The sequence below is a fragment of the Amycolatopsis pigmentata genome (assembly GCF_042684065.1).
Taxonomy (GTDB): domain Bacteria; phylum Actinomycetota; class Actinomycetes; order Mycobacteriales; family Pseudonocardiaceae; genus Amycolatopsis_E; species Amycolatopsis_E pigmentata.
In genome coordinates this window covers 1-17,781 of the sequence record NZ_JBHUKR010000028.1, presented here as the reverse complement: position 1 = coordinate 17,781, position 17,781 = coordinate 1, and the positions used below count along the sequence as shown (strand labels likewise).

19 protein-coding genes are annotated in these 17,781 nt (G+C 64.3%); 14 read left to right on the top strand and 5 right to left on the bottom strand.

Going from position 1 to position 17,781, the window contains the following annotated elements; all coding sequences use genetic code 11:
• Positions 1-12 precede the first annotated feature (12 nt).
• A complete protein-coding gene (locus tag ACFSXZ_RS39410; protein WP_378271476.1) occupies positions 13-501 on the bottom strand; it encodes a hypothetical protein in 489 nt (162 codons plus the stop codon).
• Between the two features lie 172 nt (positions 502-673).
• On the opposite strand from ACFSXZ_RS39410, the gene ACFSXZ_RS39405 reads away from it, so the two are divergent.
• The 10 genes from ACFSXZ_RS39405 (at position 674) to ACFSXZ_RS39360 (ending at position 9,703) form a co-directional block, all read left to right on the top strand.
• A complete protein-coding gene (locus tag ACFSXZ_RS39405) occupies positions 674-1,528 on the top strand; it encodes an SAM-dependent methyltransferase (protein ID WP_378271475.1) in 855 nt (284 codons plus the stop codon).
• A gap of 438 nt (positions 1,529-1,966) precedes the next feature.
• Positions 1,967-2,518: a hypothetical protein gene (locus ACFSXZ_RS39400; protein ID WP_378271474.1), complete on the top strand. Its 552-nt coding sequence runs from the start codon at positions 1,967-1,969 to the stop codon at positions 2,516-2,518.
• A 127-nt stretch (positions 2,519-2,645) separates the two neighbouring features.
• Positions 2,646-3,263, top strand: coding sequence for an HAD family hydrolase (locus ACFSXZ_RS39395; RefSeq protein ID WP_378271473.1), 618 nt, complete (start codon positions 2,646-2,648; stop codon positions 3,261-3,263).
• Positions 3,251-4,198, top strand: a complete 948-nt coding sequence (locus tag ACFSXZ_RS39390) for a hypothetical protein (RefSeq protein WP_378271472.1) — start codon at positions 3,251-3,253, stop codon at positions 4,196-4,198. The genes ACFSXZ_RS39395 and ACFSXZ_RS39390 overlap by 13 nt, the downstream gene beginning before the upstream one ends.
• Positions 4,195-5,109 (top strand): hypothetical protein, encoded by a 915-nt coding sequence (locus ACFSXZ_RS39385; RefSeq protein WP_378271470.1) that lies wholly within the window; start codon positions 4,195-4,197, stop codon positions 5,107-5,109. Before ACFSXZ_RS39390 ends, ACFSXZ_RS39385 begins: the two co-directional genes overlap by 4 nt.
• Positions 5,110-5,462: 353 nt before the next feature.
• Entirely contained in the window at positions 5,463-6,380 is a 918-nt protein-coding gene (gene pgl, locus ACFSXZ_RS39380; protein WP_378271468.1) for a 6-phosphogluconolactonase, read from the top strand.
• Positions 6,381-6,591: 211 nt separating this feature from the next.
• Positions 6,592-6,933 (top strand): hypothetical protein, encoded by a 342-nt coding sequence (locus ACFSXZ_RS39375; RefSeq protein WP_378271467.1) that lies wholly within the window; start codon positions 6,592-6,594, stop codon positions 6,931-6,933.
• Between the two features lie 7 nt (positions 6,934-6,940).
• Complete coding sequence (locus ACFSXZ_RS39370; protein ID WP_378271465.1) at positions 6,941-8,293, top strand: putative T7SS-secreted protein; 1,353 nt, start codon at positions 6,941-6,943, stop codon at positions 8,291-8,293.
• Complete coding sequence (locus ACFSXZ_RS39365; protein ID WP_378271464.1) at positions 8,283-9,086, top strand: hypothetical protein; 804 nt, start codon at positions 8,283-8,285, stop codon at positions 9,084-9,086. Before ACFSXZ_RS39370 ends, ACFSXZ_RS39365 begins: the two co-directional genes overlap by 11 nt.
• Positions 9,083-9,703, top strand: a complete 621-nt coding sequence (locus ACFSXZ_RS39360) for an SMI1/KNR4 family protein (protein WP_378271463.1) — start codon at positions 9,083-9,085, stop codon at positions 9,701-9,703. Before ACFSXZ_RS39365 ends, ACFSXZ_RS39360 begins: the two co-directional genes overlap by 4 nt.
• 187 nt (positions 9,704-9,890) lie before the next feature.
• Here ACFSXZ_RS39360 and ACFSXZ_RS39355 read toward each other — a convergent pair whose 3' ends face one another.
• Together ACFSXZ_RS39355 and ACFSXZ_RS39350 are read right to left on the bottom strand one after the other, a co-directional pair.
• On the bottom strand, positions 9,891-10,418 hold the full coding sequence (locus ACFSXZ_RS39355; RefSeq protein ID WP_378271513.1) for a pentapeptide repeat-containing protein: 528 nt from the start codon (positions 10,416-10,418) through the stop codon (positions 9,891-9,893).
• Between the two features lie 247 nt (positions 10,419-10,665).
• Positions 10,666-10,881: a hypothetical protein gene (locus tag ACFSXZ_RS39350; RefSeq protein ID WP_378271462.1), complete on the bottom strand. Its 216-nt coding sequence runs from the start codon at positions 10,879-10,881 to the stop codon at positions 10,666-10,668.
• Positions 10,882-11,821: 940 nt separating this feature from the next.
• Between ACFSXZ_RS39350 and ACFSXZ_RS39345 the strand changes: the two genes are divergently transcribed.
• Positions 11,822-12,634 carry a hypothetical protein gene (locus ACFSXZ_RS39345; protein ID WP_378271461.1) on the top strand — a complete coding sequence of 271 codons (813 nt, stop codon included), beginning with the start codon at positions 11,822-11,824 and terminating at the stop codon, positions 12,632-12,634.
• Between the two features lie 289 nt (positions 12,635-12,923).
• On the opposite strand, the gene ACFSXZ_RS39340 is transcribed toward ACFSXZ_RS39345, so the two are convergent.
• Positions 12,924-13,526: a hypothetical protein gene (locus ACFSXZ_RS39340; protein ID WP_378271459.1), complete on the bottom strand. Its 603-nt coding sequence runs from the start codon at positions 13,524-13,526 to the stop codon at positions 12,924-12,926.
• A 280-nt stretch (positions 13,527-13,806) separates the two neighbouring features.
• Between ACFSXZ_RS39340 and ACFSXZ_RS39335 the strand changes: the two genes are divergently transcribed.
• Positions 13,807-15,063: a hypothetical protein gene (locus ACFSXZ_RS39335; protein ID WP_378271458.1), complete on the top strand. Its 1,257-nt coding sequence runs from the start codon at positions 13,807-13,809 to the stop codon at positions 15,061-15,063.
• A gap of 571 nt (positions 15,064-15,634) precedes the next feature.
• Here ACFSXZ_RS39335 and ACFSXZ_RS39330 read toward each other — a convergent pair.
• Positions 15,635-16,465, bottom strand: a complete 831-nt coding sequence (locus tag ACFSXZ_RS39330) for a hypothetical protein (protein WP_378271456.1) — start codon at positions 16,463-16,465, stop codon at positions 15,635-15,637.
• A 509-nt stretch (positions 16,466-16,974) separates the two neighbouring features.
• Here ACFSXZ_RS39330 and ACFSXZ_RS39325 point away from each other — a divergent pair.
• Together ACFSXZ_RS39325 and ACFSXZ_RS39320 are read left to right on the top strand one after the other, a co-directional pair.
• Positions 16,975-17,190, top strand: a complete 216-nt coding sequence (locus ACFSXZ_RS39325) for a hypothetical protein (protein ID WP_378271455.1) — start codon at positions 16,975-16,977, stop codon at positions 17,188-17,190.
• Positions 17,191-17,535: 345 nt separating this feature from the next.
• The coding region (locus ACFSXZ_RS39320; protein ID WP_378271454.1) for a hypothetical protein at positions 17,536-17,781 on the top strand (246 nt) is incomplete at its 3' end.

The window sequence follows — 17,781 nt, the reverse complement described above, 5'->3', positions numbered from 1 at the left end:
ATCTGGTCGAGGTCATACGGGTACGACAAGCCGCGGTTTTCCCTGGTCGGCTGCGTAGTTCACCGTATACCAGGTTCCCCTGGTCTGGTCAGTGCCTCGCGGGAAACCGATCACGAATCCACTGCGGTCCACCATCCACCGATTACGGGCGTGGTAGGCATCGGTGCCCAATCGGTCAGCCCTCAACTCGACGACCCGAGCAAGCCGGCCGGCTTGCTCCCAGCGACGGATGGATGCGACTGCGCCTGCCGGTTGGTCAGTCACCGTGCACGGCACCACGACAGTCAACGACGCCTGACTACGGTCGGCCAGCCAGTCCAATGCGGTTGTGTCGATGCCGATGGCGCCACCGAGGTAGAAGTGAGCGTCGGGGGTGGCGAACGGCTGCAGATAGGCGTCGAACAAGCCGGGAAGCTCTGCCTCAGCCTCCGCAGGGATTGAACGGGTACCGGTAATTGTCACGTATCGAGCCACACTCCCCTTCTCTTCCGTCAATGTCATCGAATGTCACCTGTCCCGGTGTTGGCTGGCCACGGTCTTATGAACGTACCGGCTGCGGGGAGGAACGTCCCGCCCTCATCGCGGCCGGCCTCACAAGCCCTTGTGCCCTGACCTCAGCGATCGCCTCGCGCGCGACCACTTGTCGCCACGAGGCCAGTACGGAGGAAACGCGATGGTTCCGCCCGATCATGCTCCGCCGTCGCCAGACGAACCGGATCTTGATCGCCCGAGCGTTGCCAGGGTCTATGACTGGTACCTCGGTGGCAGGTTCAATTACGCTGTTGACCGCGTTTTCGGACAACGGGCTGTGCAACGGTTTCCGCTGATCAAGCCGTTGGCACACGCGAACCGCACCTTCCTCGGCCGGGTTGTGGCCGAAGCGCTCGACGCCGGGATCGTCCAATTTCTCGACCTCGGTTCTGGTATCCCGACCGTAGGAAACGTGCACGAAGCGGTGGCCGCGCACACCGATGGCTCATACGGCCGTGTGGTTTACGTGGACCACGAGCCTGTCGCCGCCGCCCACGCCGAGACAATCCTGGCTGAACAGGGTTGCCTGGACTGGGCCGGAATCGTACGCAGCGACTTCCGGGACCCCATCGCCGTTCTGGAACATCCCACTACGCAACGCCTGCTGGACTTCACCAAGCCGATCTGTGTCCTGTTCGTCTCCGTCCTCCATTTCGTCGGCGCCGAAACCAACATCGAGAGAATGCTGGCCACCTATGTCGATCCCCTGCCGACCGGCAGCTGGCTGGCGTTGTCACACATATCCAATGACGACGTCGACGATGAGGGTGCCGCCCAGATCGCCCGTCTCGCCGGGGCTTACCGTCAGGAAAGCCAGAACCCTGCTTACCTCCGCAAACGCGATGAAATCCAGCCATGGTTCGGCCCATTGTCCCTGCTCGAGCCAGGGCTCGTCCATCTTTCGGAGTGGAGGCCGACTCCGTCCGCCTCGCCCTATGAGGCTTCCGCGGGTCGCTTCATGTGGTGCGGAGTCGGTGAGAAGCGCGATGACCAGTAGCCAGCAGACTGTCGACACGCTGGAGTTCTTGCGTGATCTCGCCGTAGCGGGGTCGTCGGCCAACGCAGTGGTCATGCCGTCCTTTACCGAACCTGCCATCACCCATGAGCGACCACGATTCACCGACCGCCGCGACGCTTTGACCTGGTGGGAGCGCCATCCCGCGCGCACTTTGTTCACGGCCAAGGCCGCCTCCGCCTCGGGGACGCACAGGCCGCTGCTGAGGGCTTCGACCACGCTCGCCGACTCTTCGCACGCAACAGCGCGCGCTGGTATGCACAACGCGCTGCCAGCGCGCTTCGCGCCGCGACGGTCGACGCGAACGGGCGTCGGTCCAACGGTGCGCATCGATGACGCCGACGAACGCTCAGTGGCGCGAATAGATGGCGTCCCAACAAACAGGGCCTCTACTTCTCGTACGACACGACGGGAACAGGAATGGCAGATCGCCTCGAATCGGACAGCGCGAACAGTCCCGAATCCCTGGGAAACCATCGATGTTGGTGCTACGACGTGGTCGCGATAGCGGTCGATATCCGGAATGACGCCAGGTCCAACATCGACCGGGGATGTCAGCTCGCCGCCACGTTGATCAGCGGCTCCAACCTGTACACGACGCTGCTCCTCGGCGGCGCGGCGTTCGCCGGCCGGATCGGCCACGCTCGCGCCGCAGCCATCGTTCTCGGCGTCGCCGCGACCCTGATCCTCGCCGCCAGCGCCGTGCTGGTCCGCTCCGTCACTCCGCAACCGCCCCACCCCGACCGGGCGATCGGCTGGCCGGCACTCTCACCCTCCCAGTCGGATTCAGCCCTCATTGGTTATGTCGAGCGAGCGGCACGACACGCAGTGCTCTGGTACGTCCGGCAAGCCCAGCTATTCGGCCAGATCGCAACAAGACGATTCCACCGCATCAACATCGCAACAGGCCTGATATTGACGTCCAAAGCGTGCGTCCCCACCGCCGCCTTCCTACTGATTTTCCAAACCTGAACACCAATTGAGTAGATCAGATCCGCCATCGGCTTGAAGGAGCAGCATGATCCGCGCTGTCGTATGTGACGCAGGCGGCACCTTGGGACGCTTTACTGGCCCAACCATCGAACAGGTTCTGCAACCCTTGTCACTACGTGCACCGGGCGATCCCGAGTTCGACCGGATCCGGTGGATGCTCAACTGCACCCCCGTGATCACCGACGCGGTCGTCGAAAAGGTCTGCGGTGCATTGCTGATCGACCCCGGCCGATGGCCAGGACCGGAACCCTGGCATGTCTGCGGCTTTGATGCCTTCGACGGCGCGGCCGGCGTGGTGGCGGAGCTGCGGGACATGGGTTTCCCGGTGGTGGTGCTGTCCAACGGACCCGTGACGGCCGCGCACCGGATACACGCCCTGCAGGCTCGACTGCCCACGGTCAGCCGGATCTACACCTCTTACGCGATGGGAATGCGCAAGCCCGACCCCAGGCTGTGGCAGCAGATCGCCAGCGACCTCGGTCTCAGGACCAACGAGATCCTCCACGTCGGCGACCAATGGTCCAACGACATCCTCGGTGCGGCCAACGCCGGCTGCTACGCCCTGCACCTGGCGACCCGCGAACAACCACCGCACCCATCCACCTGGCCCAACCCGTTGACCTCCCGGACCGTCGCGCTCGGCACCAGCATCCGGGACACCATTCCCGCGCTGCACGGGTTCAACGCCACGCTGACCGAAGGGGCTTACCGATGCGGGAGCTGAAGTGCGCACTGGCCAACCTCCACCAGGGAGGTTGGTCCTGCCCCGGCCCGTCCATCGGGCCGATCCTCAACCGCGGGTTCTACAACTTCCAGCTGTTGCGGGAGATGATGGCGCCCACCGTCGGCGATGCCCCGCACCTGATCACCGTGTGCGAAGGCTGGAAATGGGATGACGACGGCCAAGCCGCGGCGCTGTTCGCGGCCCACGTGCTCAGTGACCAGCTCGGGCGCCCGTATGTGCCGCTGGCCGGCTGGCTGCCGCAGATCCCGAGCCCGCCGGTCGTGTTCTATGACGCGGCGGAGCTGGCCCTGGAATTCTGGGGCGACCGGCACCACGAGGTCCTCGACCGCCGAAACCTAGCGCTGTTTCACCCGCGAGGACGTCATCGGTCGCAGTTCCAGCTCAAGGCCGCGCACTGGCCCTATGCGTCCGGCGTGGCGCGGCTCGAGGTCGCGAAACAGGACGCCCGCTACGGCACCGACCCCCTCCCAACGGTGTATGCCGGTGATCTCAACGGCATCGCCAGCGGACCCCACCTGACCCGCCACTGGGACCAAGTACCCGAAGACAAGAAACCCCACAAAGGCAAGAACATCGACGGCATCTGGGTACCCGACACCGACGCCCTGGACTACCTCCTCGACCCCTGGGCGGGCGGCCACGACGGGAAACGCACCGGGAACCCGCTGTTCCACGCCTGTGAAGAAGCCTTCGGCGTCACCGGCCCGGACGCGGAGAACGCCCTCCTCCCGACGGTCAACACCGGGCCGCACAACCCCGGCGGCTCCGGCCTCCTGATCGACTGGGCGCTGCACAACCGCGCCTGGCAGGGCGGCGTGGTACGAGGCTCCGTCCGCGTCGAAATCCCGCCTCCCGACCGGACGCCACCCTCCGATCACCGCCTGAAGCTGTGGACGATGGAGCTACCCGCGTGACCGCGATCGATGTCTGCTACTGGAACTACGCCCACGGCGGCCGCACCCATGCCAACGACGTCGGTGAAGGCGGCAACTACAACTTCGAACCCCTCTGCCGCGTCATCGGCGAAGACGATCGTTGGCCCCACATCCTGATCCTCGGCGAAGCCGACCGTTACGACTGGGACGGCGGAGCCGGCAAGTGGGGTGCCGCCGCGGCAATGCGCGCCGCCGGCGGGCGACCCTACACGCCGCTGATGTGTCACCTGCCCCGCGACTGGGGGGATTTCGCGCCTGCGATCTTCGTCGACTTGCAGGCCGTGGAAGTGTGGCGGTTCCGCCAGCCGCACCAGCCTGGCTACGCCGCTCGCCGCCGCAACGTCCTGGAAGCCCGCATCCCCGGCCGAGCGGATGTCTGGCGGGTCGTGACCGGGCACGGTGACCTCTCCGGCGGCCTGCAGCGGCTGCTGGACGCCCAGGAGCTGCGTCCGCTGGCCAACCCCGAGTTCCCGTGTGTGATCGGGATGGACTGGAACTCCACCCCGTCTGGCCCCCAGTGGGAACACAGGGACCTGGACCAGTACGACATCGCATGGCGGCGCGCGAACCGCATACTCTGGCAGCACGGCCAAGCACAAACCGGGCCGTTCCGCCCGGACACCCGCGCGCTGGACTACCTCTGCGGCTACTGGAACAACGGCCGACGCGACGGCGGGATCGGCTTCCACTGGGTCGCCGAACTCGCCGGCGACACCACACCCACCAACCTGCCCACCGCCACCGGCCGACAGCAGGCAACGATCGACGGATTCATCGTCAACGAGCCCTGGCGCGACGCTATCGTGCCCGGCTCCTACCTCGTCCAACAACTCGACCCACAGCACCCCGAATCCGACCACTGCCCCGTCCGCGTCACGATCGACGTGTAACACCGACGAACGTCTAATGACCCACGTCGCCTTGACGCTGCAATGCAACATCAGATCCCTGCGCCTGAGCAGCGCCGCACTGGTCGGCCGGCTTCTACCAACCCAATCCACCCATGGCTCCTGGATAAAGCAACGATGAACGCGCGCACGAGATTGACCAGATTTCCGCCAGCCGCAGGCCAGATACTTGAATGGCGAACCGATCCTGAAAGAAGGACGGCACACCTGTCGGGCGGTGCCTTCAACGGATCAGGACAACTACTGGCCATGTGCAACCACATCTACCCCGCACACACCCGCGGCCCTGAAGGAAACGACCGATGTTGCCCGTTGTGCGTTGACGTGGCCCTCGATTGCCGGATCGCGATTCCGGAAGACGCGCCAGGTATAACAGGACGCCCTGGTTCCATCATTTTGGTCGCCGCGTTGATCACCGTACTTGCGGCCGCGATCATCTGGGCAGTCTCGCCAATTTTCTGAAAAATATCACCAAGCAGCAATGGAAACATAAAGTGCGCAAAGATGTTAGCATTTTCGACACGCTCGATGAACTGAGCACGGCGGCAGCCGAGGCAGTTCTGCGCATAGCGAAATATACCATCGAGGAGCAGGGGGTATTCAGAGTCGCCCTCGCTGGCGGGTCGACCTCGCGTCGGCTGTACCAGGTCCTATCCAGCACCCCGTATCGCTCTCGGACGAATTGGGCGGCCTGGTCAGTCTATTGGGGCGACGAGCGCCTCGTCCCCCTCTCGCATCCTGACAGCAATTACGGGATGACACGCAAATTTCTACTGGCGCATGTCCCGATCGACGAAAATAACATCCATCCGGTACCGGTCTCGCTGGGCGACGGTTGGCTGATCGCCGACGAGTACGAGCACATCCTCCGGGAAACGACCGGCACACCGACGGACGGTGTACCTGCGTTAGATCTCGTCTTACTGGGCCTTGGCCGCGACGGGCACACGGCATCGCTCTTCCCGGGAAACCCTGCAGTGGATGAAACGGAATGCCTGGTCGTCGAAACAGCTCCTGGCTCTCGCCCGCCCCTTGTCGAGCGGATCACCACCACCCTGCCGTTGCTGAACGCGGCACGGCACATCGTCTTCTTGGTTACTGGCGAGGACAAGGCGGACGCCTTTCGGTCTGCCTATCACGGTGTTCCGCTCGGCGAAGTCACGCAAGTCCCTGCCTACCTCGTCCGTCCGGCCGACGGTAGCGTTCACTGGTTCATCACTCGCGACACCGCGAGCAAGTGTTCGGCATGGTGACGACAACCGCCCACGGCCTGGTGCGCTTGGCGGACCATAGCCGGAAAAGTTCAAGGTGGTCCGCACCAGCGGCCTACCTCCCGGCTGTCCGCCTTGGTGCGTGTGCACTCGTGAACGATGCACACAAAGCAGCCGCCCGAATACTCCGAGCCACTACGCTCGGCTCTGGTGCCACTCTTGTGGCTGACCGCGCTGAGGAGAGGGGGCGGCGGTGACCACACCGGGCGACGGATTCCATGTCGACGTCAACGCCTTGAAGGACGCGGGACTCGGGCTGGCGGACCTGCTGGCCGCACTCGAGGAACTGAAGGTCGAGGATATCGACTGCCAGCGCTCCTTCGTTGGTCACGCCGCACTTGCTGACTCCTACGAGTCGTTCACGACACGCTGGAATGTCGGCGTCGAGAATTTGACCAAGGATGGCAAGCAGCTCTCCCAGCGACTGGTCAATGCCGCTGGCGCGTACATCGAGATCGACACCGCGCACCAGCATCAACTCTCCGGGTTGCTTGACGGTCTCGGCGACGATCGGGCCGTCGAGAGCATGGAGTGAGCCGGGTATGCCCGACCTTGGCCAGACCACGGACCCGAAAGCTCTGATCCCCGGCGAGCCGGGCGAGATCCGCAAGTCCACGGTGCACCTGACAACCTATGGCGACACCATGCGCCAGATCGGCGATGGACTCAAGCGCCTGGACACCGGGGGCTGGACCGGCAAAGCAGCTGATGCGTTCCACCGCCGCTTCCAGGACGAACCACAGCGCTGGCTCGACGCCGGCGACGCCTTTCACGCCGCGGCCACCGCGATCAACAGCTACGCCGGCACCCTGGAGTGGGCACAAGGCCAAGCCGGTGACGCCATCCGGCTGTGGCAGCAGGGTGAGCAGACCACGGCCCAGGCCAGAACCCAGCACGACCGGGCCACGGCCGCGGCAGCCCAGCATGCCGCAGCCAACGGACAACCCCCGCCCGCCGAACAGCCCTTCCAGGATCCGGGCGAGGCCACGCGGGAGCAGGCGCGGCAGACCCTCAACCGGGCCCGCGCCCAGCTGGACAGCGCGGGCTACGAAGCGGTTGGTGCTGTCGATCGGGCCCAAGAGCATGCCCCGCAGGAACCCACGTTCCTCGATGACATCGGCAACGCCTTCACCTCGGCCGCTGACTGGACGGGCGAGCAGATCGACGAGGGCCTGCACTCCCTCGGTGACACGGTCGCCAAGGCCGTCGACAACATCGGCTACCTGCCCACCGACATCGTCGACCTGGCCACCCACGCCGCAGGCGGGATCGTCGACGATGCCGGGCAGATGATCGGCGGCGTCCTCGACAACCTCGGCGACGCCACCGGCATCGACACGCTCAACCAGGCCGGCCACACCATGGCCTCGTCGCTGCACGACGCCGACCGGGCCATCGTCCACGCGGGCGATGTCGCTGAAGATGCCATCCACCGTGGCTTCCGCGACGCAGGCACCACCGTGTCCGGCTGGATCGGTGATCTCGGCGATGACATCAGCGGTCACGATCTCAGGCCGAAGAGGCCGCAGCGCATCGTCATCGACGAGAACAAGTATCCGGAGTCGGCCGAGCACATCGAAGAGGCACAAAGTGGCACGATCTGGCGCGGCCGGAGCGTCGATGACAATGGAACGCCGCTACCCTCGGAGGTCACGGTGGACCGGCCGGGCGCGGATATCAACCGGCGCGAAGCCCTCAACGGCATACCCGGCCGGGGCGGCGAGCGGCTCGACCGCGATGAATACCCGCCGGCGATGTTCGAAGAGGGTGGCGACGGGGCGAGCGTGAAGTACATCAGCGCCAGCGACAACCGGGGCGCCGGTGCGTCGATGGGAAACCAGGCGCGAACGTTCGGACTCGACAACGGTGACAAGGTCCGCATCGATGTCGGATAGGGACAAGAAGGGGCTACACGACCGGATGAAAGAGCTGGACCGGCTGCTCGAAGTGGCGGCCAAGCGAGATCGCCCAGCAGATCAGGTGTGGCCTGCCGCCGCCGCGGCGATCGAACTGCTGTGGTGGCACGACCGCTTCGATGACGCCGAACAACTCGCCACAACCACCATCCGCGATCTCGCCGACGAACCCGGCCGACTCTTCGGCCGCGACTACCCCTTCGACAGCGCGTTCCTGGCCGCCGCCGACCGCCACGGTGCCGACCCCGGACCCCGCCTCGTCGCGGCACGGGCTTACATGCCACCCGACAGCGTCATGGGCAAACGATTCGGATGGCTCCTCGCCTCCCTGCTCACCCACCCACCGCACGAACTGACCGGCGGCTACGTCTGGGGCAAACAACCACAACCCTTCAAACCCCGCGACCAGGCACTGGCCGACCAGCCCCCGGCCGATCTCACCGACGCCGAACGCACGCGCCTCTACAACGCCGCCCATAACCGGCGCCAGTTCCCGACCGCGCTCCACCTGTTCGAAGCCACCAAGCACTATCCGCCGCAGTGGTACGTCGCCGTCTGGATGGCCGGCGAACTCAGCAAACGCGGCCAGACCGAACTGGCCACGGCCTTCCTCACCGACGCGCTCCCCGACTGGGCACCCTACGAACCCTGGGACCTCGTCCCCACCGAACCCTGCCTCCAACCACTCCTGCGCCCCGCGGCCACCGAGCAACTCCGCAGCGCCATCCTGGCGACCGTCGACATCAGCCGCGTCCCAGGAGTCGCGCCGTGACCCCAGCGCTTCAACCTTTGCTCGACCGCTCGCGCGGGCCGACTGGGCAACCCCGCCAGGTCGACCTCGGCGTCGAACGCGGTCCACTCGCCGAACTCGCGGACCTGCTCAGCGCCAAGAACGGCTTCTTCGTGTTCAACGCGGGCATCCAGATCTACCGTGCGGGCGAGCCCGGGCTCGGACCGGAACTCCAGGAGTGGAACACCACCGAGGCCTGGAAAGACAATTACGGCGGGCTCGCCGACGGACTGTTCTGCGTCGGGCAAGACCTCTTCGGCCGGCAGTTCGCCATCGACAACAGGCACACCGTGGTCGTCTTCGATCCCGAAACAGCCGAACGCATCCCGATCGGGGAATCGCTCGAGGCTTGGGCAGCGTGGCTATGGGAAGACCCAGACGTCAACGGAACCCGCGCCTACGCGACGGCCTGGCAAGACGAGCACGGCGCACTCACACCAGACCAACGGCTCATCCCGTTACGGTTCTTCATCCTGGGCGGTTCATACGACTTCGACAACGTTGCGGTCAAAGACGCTCGGACGTGCATGCGGATCCGCGGACCAATCGCTCAAACCATCAACCAAAGCGCCGACAGGACGGTTCTGTACTTTCAATAATGCCTTCGCAGCCAGCGTCTCGTCGTGGTTTCCGTCGTCACTCCCGCGCCAGCGGGGACAGTCCCCGCGAAGGTCGCCCGGGTGGGCCATCTACATGTCGCTCACTCCGCGAGGCGTTCGTTGACCGACAACGCCCGGTATTGCCGGGCTCCTCCTGCGCTGTCGCACAACAGGTGTGACTCAATTCCTAGACCGGCAGGACTGGTGGGCGCTCCCTGCCATCTCCGGTGAAAACGAATTCCCCCTGCGACCTTCCGCGACGTGAGTTCTTTCTGATTCGGTCGACGAGCACGTCGGGCCAGACGGTTTGTTCATTCCAAGCGACGCTCGTCAGATCCGCCCCGGGCAGATCTGCTTTGCCCAGGCGGGCGCCGCGCAGATCCGCTGCAGTCAAGTTTGCCCCGCGCAGTTCCGCTCCGGTCAAGTTCGCTCTGATCAATTCCGCCCCAGTCAGGTTCGCGCTGACAAGTTCCGCTTTGTAGAGGTTTGCCCCGAATAGGTACGCTTGCCGCAGGTTCGCCCTGGACAGGTAAGCCTCGCTCAGGTTTGCTGCAATTAGGTTCGCGCCCGACAAGTCAGCCTCACGCAGGTTCGCCAAGGACAGATCCGCACTCGGCAGGTCCGCTTTGGTCAGCAACGCCCCAGACAAGTTCACACCTTTCAGTTTCGCCCCTGCCAACATCGCTCCCACCAAGTGCGCACGAGATAAGTCCACCCCTGTCCGTAGCACACCGACAAGTTCCGCAAGATTGCTGATAGTGATCGGACTCGAGCCAGCAGGAGGTCCTGAGTTGGTTGGTGATTGGGCGGGCGCCAGGTCGGTTGGCGCTGATTGCCGTTGCCACAGAAGCGCTGCGAGGCGGTCGGGAAATGAGACAGGTTCTCCAGACTCCAGATGGAAACCCGATGCGCGACGCGAGAGCACGGCAAGGATCTGCGCGGCCAGCGAGTATCGGCGCACGTCAAACACCCTCCGTCGCTTTCCAGTCACGCTCTGATAACACGCCCTGACCCGGCAATTGCCCGTTGATCTGCTTCGATTCCTTGTCAAACGAGGTCGCGCCTGTGGTGTGCGCGGGCGATTCTTGTCGCGAAGATTTGACGGTCTGGGCAGCAGGCAGGGGGATCAGTGCAGTCAGCCGCTCAACCATCACCGGTGCCGCGACGCCGATGGCCAAAGCGGCAACTGCGCCGGAGACCTGACTAGACGCGGCTGCACCAGCAGCAAGAACGCCCCCAATTAGCAACCGGACCAGTTCCGCTACGACGTACCCAGTAAGCCCGGCCGCTGGCCCAGTCCCGGTCACACGCCATGGCCACTTCCCATGTCGGCGCACTGCGGTATATAGGTCAAGGCCCTCCACAACAAAACCACCAGCCAAGCCCCACAGTGCCGCTTCAAGCCATGTCACCCGAACCACCCTAATCCCAGGTGAAACTTCATGGAGCCGAACCCACCAAATGCAGTCGTGGCCAACCTCGGCACCACCGACCACTCCGGAATTGGATTATGTCGGCGCCGATTTCCGCCCATTGCTTGTCCCGATTGCGCGAACCGACCACGCCGGCGCCTTACGCCAATGCCGACCACTGGGGAACGAGCCGGTTTGATGTGCAAAGGGCCTGTTCCCGCGCACTTCGGGCCACGAACGCTGTCACGAGGGCGACTCGAACGCCGGTCCCGGCCCGGGTGAACGTCGCACCTTGGGGCATGGTCCGATCGCCGTTCGTTCCCCTCGGCCCCCGCTTCGTACACGTCTCGCTGCTCGCGGTCCTGGCTGCTACTGCCGAAGTCAGCCCTCGTCCGCACCACCACCCCCAGCGTGCTCAATGGCGAGAGCTGGCTCACGCGCTCAGAAAGCCCACGCGCCCAACGACGACACACCACCGGCGTGGACGGACTGCCACGCGTGTGTCACATGCGTAGCGCAGCCAACCCAAACGCGGCAGCGATTGCACCGTTCGCATGTCCTCTACATAGCGAGTACGTCGCTCTTCCCGCGCGCGAGAATGATCCGCTACAGCCGGATGTCGGCGGAGAACGTGGCAGGTGACTTGCCCATGCTCACAACATCCGTGTATCGTGTACACGAAACACGGAATCTAGAGGTGGGGGCCATGGACTTCACGACACTGCTACCGGCACTGGAGCCACGCGGTGAATGGTTGGACAGCGAGGCCGAACTCGTCAAGCTGATGGAGCAGGACGAGCGCTGGGAGGACGAAGGTGTCGACGAGGTGGACTCGTACGAGGCGAGCGGTGTGGCGACAGGTGCGTTTCGCACGCCGTCGGGTCTAGTGGTGGGAGTGCGGAAGTTCCGCCACACCGAGGAGCAGAAAAAGCGCGGCGACGAGTTGGTCGAGAAATACCGCACTGAGGGCATCGAGCTAAAGGCACCGCTGGCGAACATCGTCGGACCAGGTGAAGACACGGAAACAGTAGCAATCTACGGGGGCTACGACAGTGAAGACGCCGCAGTCCAGGATGCTCGTCGCATCATGCTCCGGTCGGTGATCAACCGGGACGTGTTCTCCCAAGCCGTCGGCTGGAATGCCGAAGTCGTCGTGCTCGCTCGCGGCGTGGACGCGTTCACGATCTTCCGCACCCATCCCGGCTACCGTGTCGACGCGACGGTGGTCGAGGACGTGTTGTTGGCCTATGCGCAGTACGCCGAGGCGGTCGATGCGCTGGCGAACGACCTCACGTTGTATGACAGAATGCGCGAATTCCCGGCAATGACTCCGAAGATTATTGACGCTTGGCTGCGGCGCGAGTCAGCGCAAGCCCTCGCCGGCCAGGCCCGCGTGTCACTGGAGGGCGCGTTGCGGGCATTCAGCTACCAGCCCAGTATGTCTGTCGCGGACCTTGCGCGCAGCCTGCACACCGACCGCGGAAACCTCTCGCGGCTGATTTCCAAAGCAGCCAAGTAATGATCAGCGCGACCGCCAAGTCGCATGGTATTCGGCAGTCGTTTCTTCCTTAAGTGCCGACTGAGGCCGAGAGTGGCGTCCTCACGCGGCACTCGTCGAGCCCGCCTAAGTGCTTCGGCGGCGGGATGACTTCACTGTATTTTCCCGAAGCACCAAGACGAACTCAAGGCAATCCTGCATGCGGAACCCCTGGGGACCGGAGAAGCTTCGCGGTATCCAGACGAGCGGCCGAATCGTCGCTTTGCGAAGAGCAAAGACAAACAGTCGGGGCTGAACCTCAGGGGACGAGCTAGTTTTCCTCGTCGTCGGACACACTCATTTCGGCGAAGTATTCGGCGAAGGCGTCGTCGTCCCACTCGGCATCGCCGAGTTCAGGCTGGGGGTTGTCGTGTGTGGTTTCGAGTGGTTCGGAGAACTTCAACATGTCGAGCAGGAATTGGAAGGTGTGCTCCACCAGTTGTTGTTCCCCGGTCCAGAGCCCGAATTCGAGGTGGTCGACGGCGCCTTGAGTCCAGTTCGCGGAGCCAAGCCAGGCTCGGCTTGGCCGGAACCGGAACTGCGGTCCCCACTCGCCGTTTTCGTCGGCGTCGTAACCCCAGGCATCGCCGAGGACCAGCAGTTTGGCATGGATCAACGGCGCGGACTTGTCGCCGCGCCAACCGGCTCGCCTCACCGGTCCCAACTCATCGAGAGACTCGCCGGCCACTCCGTTCGGGCCGATGATCGGCCGCTGCCCGTCAGGGCGAACGAGCCCGACCTCATCGAAGCCCGGCAAGTAGCTGGTAGGCAGAGCGTGACCATTGGCGTGCAGCGCTTGCGCGGCTCGTAGATCGTTCGCGCCTTTGGTGATCACGATGCAGCAGCCGCCGAGCGTCGCGAGCGCTGCGGTCATGCGCTCGTGACTCAGCCAAGGAACGCACCCGATCGCGGCAGGCATCGAGCATCGCCGATGCGAGGACTCCCGTGGCTCCGAGGCAAAGGCGACGACACCGTCAACGAGCCCATCGACGACAGAGCCGAACGAGACAGAGCCCCCGGACCACACGCGGGGCTCCCTCCACCCGGCAAAGCGCTCGTTGTCCGACAACGGCTGGTACCTCCGAGGCCCTCCGGCGCCGCTCGTTCTCATCGTCCCCCGCTTCGTGCACATCTCGCCGGTACCGGTATACCGGATGACCAGTCTGTTGTCCGCGTGGCATCCTCTCGTGGTGCATGCCACCGGACCCAGCTGGGACCTCCTCCGTCAGCGGGTCGCCCGGAGCCGATGCAGCCTGGAAGGCGCCGCCGCTCTCGATCAAGCGATCGGCAGCTTGGAACAACTGCTTGGCCCGTCGTGGCCTCGCCGGCAGTACGAACGCCATGGATGGTGGCCGGGCGAACTGAACTTGCTCGGCTTCCATGTCGCGGCACTACCCCAGTTCCTGACACTGGTCACCCGGCTGCTGACGGCGGCGCAGGAGCCGACGTTCAGCAAGGTTCTCCAAGCGCTGAAGCGGGGCGTAACCGGGGACGGCTGGCGGCACGCCATGCTGCAACTCGAAGTTGCCCGCGCACTACGTGGCCCCGGCACCTGCATCACATTCGAGCCGGCAATCCCGGGTAGCTCCAACCGCGCGGACCTGCTTGTTGCGCGGCCGGGAGGCTCGTCGTTCCTCGTAGAGACGACCACCCTCGCTCGCGCCAAGGCCGACCTCGATTGGGAAGAGTACGAGAACCATGTCTTTCAGGCCGTCGCGGCGCTAGAGGTTCGATACGGCATTCGCGTCATTGTGCGCTTGACGGATCGTCCCGACATCGCTGTGGCCAGCCAATGGATCGACGCGATCGAACACGCAGCCAGGTTCGGCGAAGCCGAAAACCCCCGGGTCATCGAATCCGCTGCGGGTCGAGCCGAGATCTGGCCGGTGGGATCGCAGGGTTCCGACCTTGCGTTCGCCGGTGCGGCGCTCACCCGAGATGGCTGGCATCGGCTCGGCCGGGCCGTGCACGGGAAGGCACGCCAAAGCACTGGACCGCTGCCCGTCTGGCTGCGCATCGACGCCCTCGACGGCTTCTTCCAATTCACCGAATGGGCCCACCTGGATTGGTCGGAGCGGATTGACCGCGCGGCAGCCGCGCTCCGGCACGACTTGGCCTCCGCCAACGCCGAACACCTCGCTGGGATCATCCTGTCATCGAGCGCCACGGTGTCCTTGGGTGCGACAGGTTCGGCCAACCAGAACGAGACGATCCGTACCGAGCAGGGCAACGGGATTCGACGCCTCATCGCCGACCACATGGTCCGCGAAACAGCAGTCATTGCACTTCGTGAAGACGCACACGTCGAGTGTGGCAACTGGACGACGGCATACTCGGCCGAGCCGACCTGGCTCCTCGAAGACCTGTGCAACCAGGCGCTTCCCCCGCTAGAAGCCTTCATGCCGGGATGACCGGTTACTCCCATCCGCGACAGCATGCGACTCACGGCAGTGGATCATGTCGTTGAGCATCCGGGCCACCTGTAGGTGTCGCGCGCGGAGATGACTAATTTTGGAAGTCGGCTAATTGCATGACAATCAGGGGGTGTAATGCCGCAACGTGGACCGCAGCATTTCAGCAATCTGATCGTCGGTTGTCGGTGACTACCTTCAGCTCACGACTGGTCGCCTGAGTAGCCGCTGCCGGGGCGAGGACGAGGGCTTCGCCTGCATCGAACGGATCGAGTATCTCTTCCAGAGGCCAAGTCCACGGAGGTCTTCTCCTATCAGAGCGTCCCCGTTGGCCCGGTTTCGGTGGTGTGGTGCCATGGCGTGCCCGGCCCGCTGATCCTCGAGAGCGGCGACATCAACGTTCTCGACTACATCAGCCCCGATCGCGTACGACGCGACCTGGCGAACCCGTCGTGGCCCAACCACGGGGGTGTCTTGCTCCGAGGCGCGCACCTTGCAGGTGACAAACCCTTCGGGTGGCGCCGCGCTCCTGGTCCGCAGATGCACCACATCGACTAGCCGACACCGAATGCTATTGGGTTGTTTGGTGCTGGCTGAGTAGGTGGAGAAGTGCTTCCTTGCGGGTCTTCCACGGGCCGCCCGGCACATCAACCTCTGAGGCGGTGATGGCGTACCATTTCTTGGCAGTTTGTCGATTGCTTCTGGCGGATTTCGGGCTGAGGTACCCCACCAGAATCGGCTCTTTGTCCTCGATCGTGACGACCCGCCACGCTCCGGACCACTTGTAGTCGCTTGCGCGCTCGAGGTGCACGCTGTTGTGGTTGACGGGTTCACCCCGATCTTTGTGTCTGATTGCGAGCTCGACGCGCTGATCGTTCGAACGTAGCCCTTGCGAGACTGGGTAGATCACTTTCTTATCGCTGCCCGGGAGTCCCTGACGCCGTGCCACCCATTCGTCCAGGTCCCATGCCGTGGTCTCCGGCTCCTGGGCGGCTGGATGCAGCCTGTACTTGGTCTGTTCGGATGCGTCAGGAGGCCGCCGATCCGCAAGCTCGGCAAGCTCGTCACGGAACCGACGCTCGGCGTCGGCATAGCGTTCGTGCGCGGACTGGCGACTTATCTCCAGCTCGTCACCGACGCGCTGCCAACTAATGCCGCCGACGCGTGCGAAGACTACGGCGCGGGTCAGCAGTTCCTGCGCAGCGGCAGCCACCCGTGCAGCGGTCTCGACCCAGGTGCCGTCCGGCGCTACGCTGCCGTCTCCACGCAACTCATGCTCACGTATTGGCACAAGTTCAGCAGCAAGATCCGCCAGCTTGCTTGCCTCGGCTGCCAGTACTATCCGAGCTCGCGTGGCGTCCGTGTATTTCTGGTACCGGAAACCCTCGATCCATCGACTCACGTTGTCAGAATAACCCTGACACAAGATGTGGCCAGCGGCGCGCGACGGACGACGAGCGGTCGCCACACGACCACGAGCTTCCTCCATCCAGGAAGAACGTGCATGGCAGACATGCCGGGCCGAAGGCTGACGATCCTCTTAACGTCAAGTCACGGCTCGTTGTCGCTCGACCCGACCGCAGAAGGGCTGACCTCCATAGTCTTGAGGTACGCCCTTTCGGAACGTTCGGCATGGTGGCTTCCCCTCAGCAGGTAGCGAGGGGAAGCCACCGTCCGTCAGACCTGTATCAGGTCTGGGCCCGGTGACGGTAGGCGCCGATCACCGAGCCGCCTCCGATTCGGCGACCCGAGAAGGTTGTTCGACCGAGTGACCGCTTACCAGCTTCTTCGGCCAAACAGCTCAGCCAACCGATGTAGAGGACACGTATGACGATAGGCCGCGGCATGAAGCGTCATCCACCACAGGACGCTGACCGGCACTCTCACCACGCTGACCGGCATTCGGGCATCATGCCGACCGACAAGCCGCGACGCGCCGAGCAGAACGACGAAGGGAAGACAAACGGATACCGCTTCACCGCGCTCGCTGGTCGCGCGTTGAGCGACTGGGGCACCACAGCACGGCTGATCGCCACCTTGGTCGCGATCTTGGCTGTTCTCGTCGTCGGTGCGGGGTTGTTCGGGCTGAACGTCGACGTAGGCCCCGTCCACCTCACCAGGCACTGAGGAGATCACGTAGCGGCGCGGCCACGCAGTATGTGTGGCCGCGCCGCGCCTGGAGCTGTCCCTGGTCGATGCACACGGCGCTCGCCTTGCGACGCGATTCACCGCGCAAGCAATATGGGTCGAGACCCAACGGTCGGCGTAACCAGTAGCCGCTGCGGCGAGCCGGCCGAGCTCGTTGATTGTCGCCTCACGTCAACTCTTCCCGGGGGCGGGAACAGTTCGTCGCCCAGTTGCAGATGCCGCAGTAGCGCCCACCTCGTGGCGAGACGTGTCGCTCCGAGCGTGGCCTCCGCGAAGATGTCGGTGCCTGTTTCTATCATTGGTGTTGTCGCAGGGAGGCGCTTGATGTCGACGTTCGTGCTGCACAACCCCACCAACCGCGTTCTTGATCTCGCCCAACTGAACGAGCAGGACTTTATTTTGATCAGCTCGATGCGCGGCCAGATCCACCACGGGGACCGTGTCCTCCTGTGTCAGGAGGCGGCCGCCAGCGACGGCAAGGGCGCTGAGATGTACATCAAACAGCGCAACGGGCGGTACTTCGCAGCACACTTTCCCGGCAGCGCGTGTACCCAGATACACGAGATCACC

Excerpts from the sequence above, each read along its gene's own strand:
- ACFSXZ_RS39370 (WP_378271465.1), top strand. The coding sequence starts at position 6,941 with ATGCCCGACCTTGGCCAGACCACGGACCCGAAAGCTCTGATCCCCGGC.
- ACFSXZ_RS39340 (WP_378271459.1), bottom strand. The coding sequence starts at position 13,526 with ATGACCGCAGCGCTCGCGACGCTCGGCGGCTGCTGCATCGTGATCACC.
- ACFSXZ_RS39325 (WP_378271455.1), top strand. The coding sequence starts at position 16,975 with ATGCCGACCGACAAGCCGCGACGCGCCGAGCAGAACGACGAAGGGAAG.
- ACFSXZ_RS39345 (WP_378271461.1), top strand. The coding sequence starts at position 11,822 with ATGGACTTCACGACACTGCTACCGGCACTGGAGCCACGCGGTGAATGG.
- ACFSXZ_RS39410 (WP_378271476.1), bottom strand. The coding sequence starts at position 501 with ATGACATTGACGGAAGAGAAGGGGAGTGTGGCTCGATACGTGACAATT.
- ACFSXZ_RS39390 (WP_378271472.1), top strand. The coding sequence starts at position 3,251 with ATGCGGGAGCTGAAGTGCGCACTGGCCAACCTCCACCAGGGAGGTTGG.
- ACFSXZ_RS39400 (WP_378271474.1), top strand. The coding sequence starts at position 1,967 with ATGGCAGATCGCCTCGAATCGGACAGCGCGAACAGTCCCGAATCCCTG.
- ACFSXZ_RS39335 (WP_378271458.1), top strand. The coding sequence starts at position 13,807 with ATGACCAGTCTGTTGTCCGCGTGGCATCCTCTCGTGGTGCATGCCACC.
- ACFSXZ_RS39365 (WP_378271464.1), top strand. The coding sequence starts at position 8,283 with ATGTCGGATAGGGACAAGAAGGGGCTACACGACCGGATGAAAGAGCTG.
- ACFSXZ_RS39405 (WP_378271475.1), top strand. The coding sequence starts at position 674 with ATGGTTCCGCCCGATCATGCTCCGCCGTCGCCAGACGAACCGGATCTT.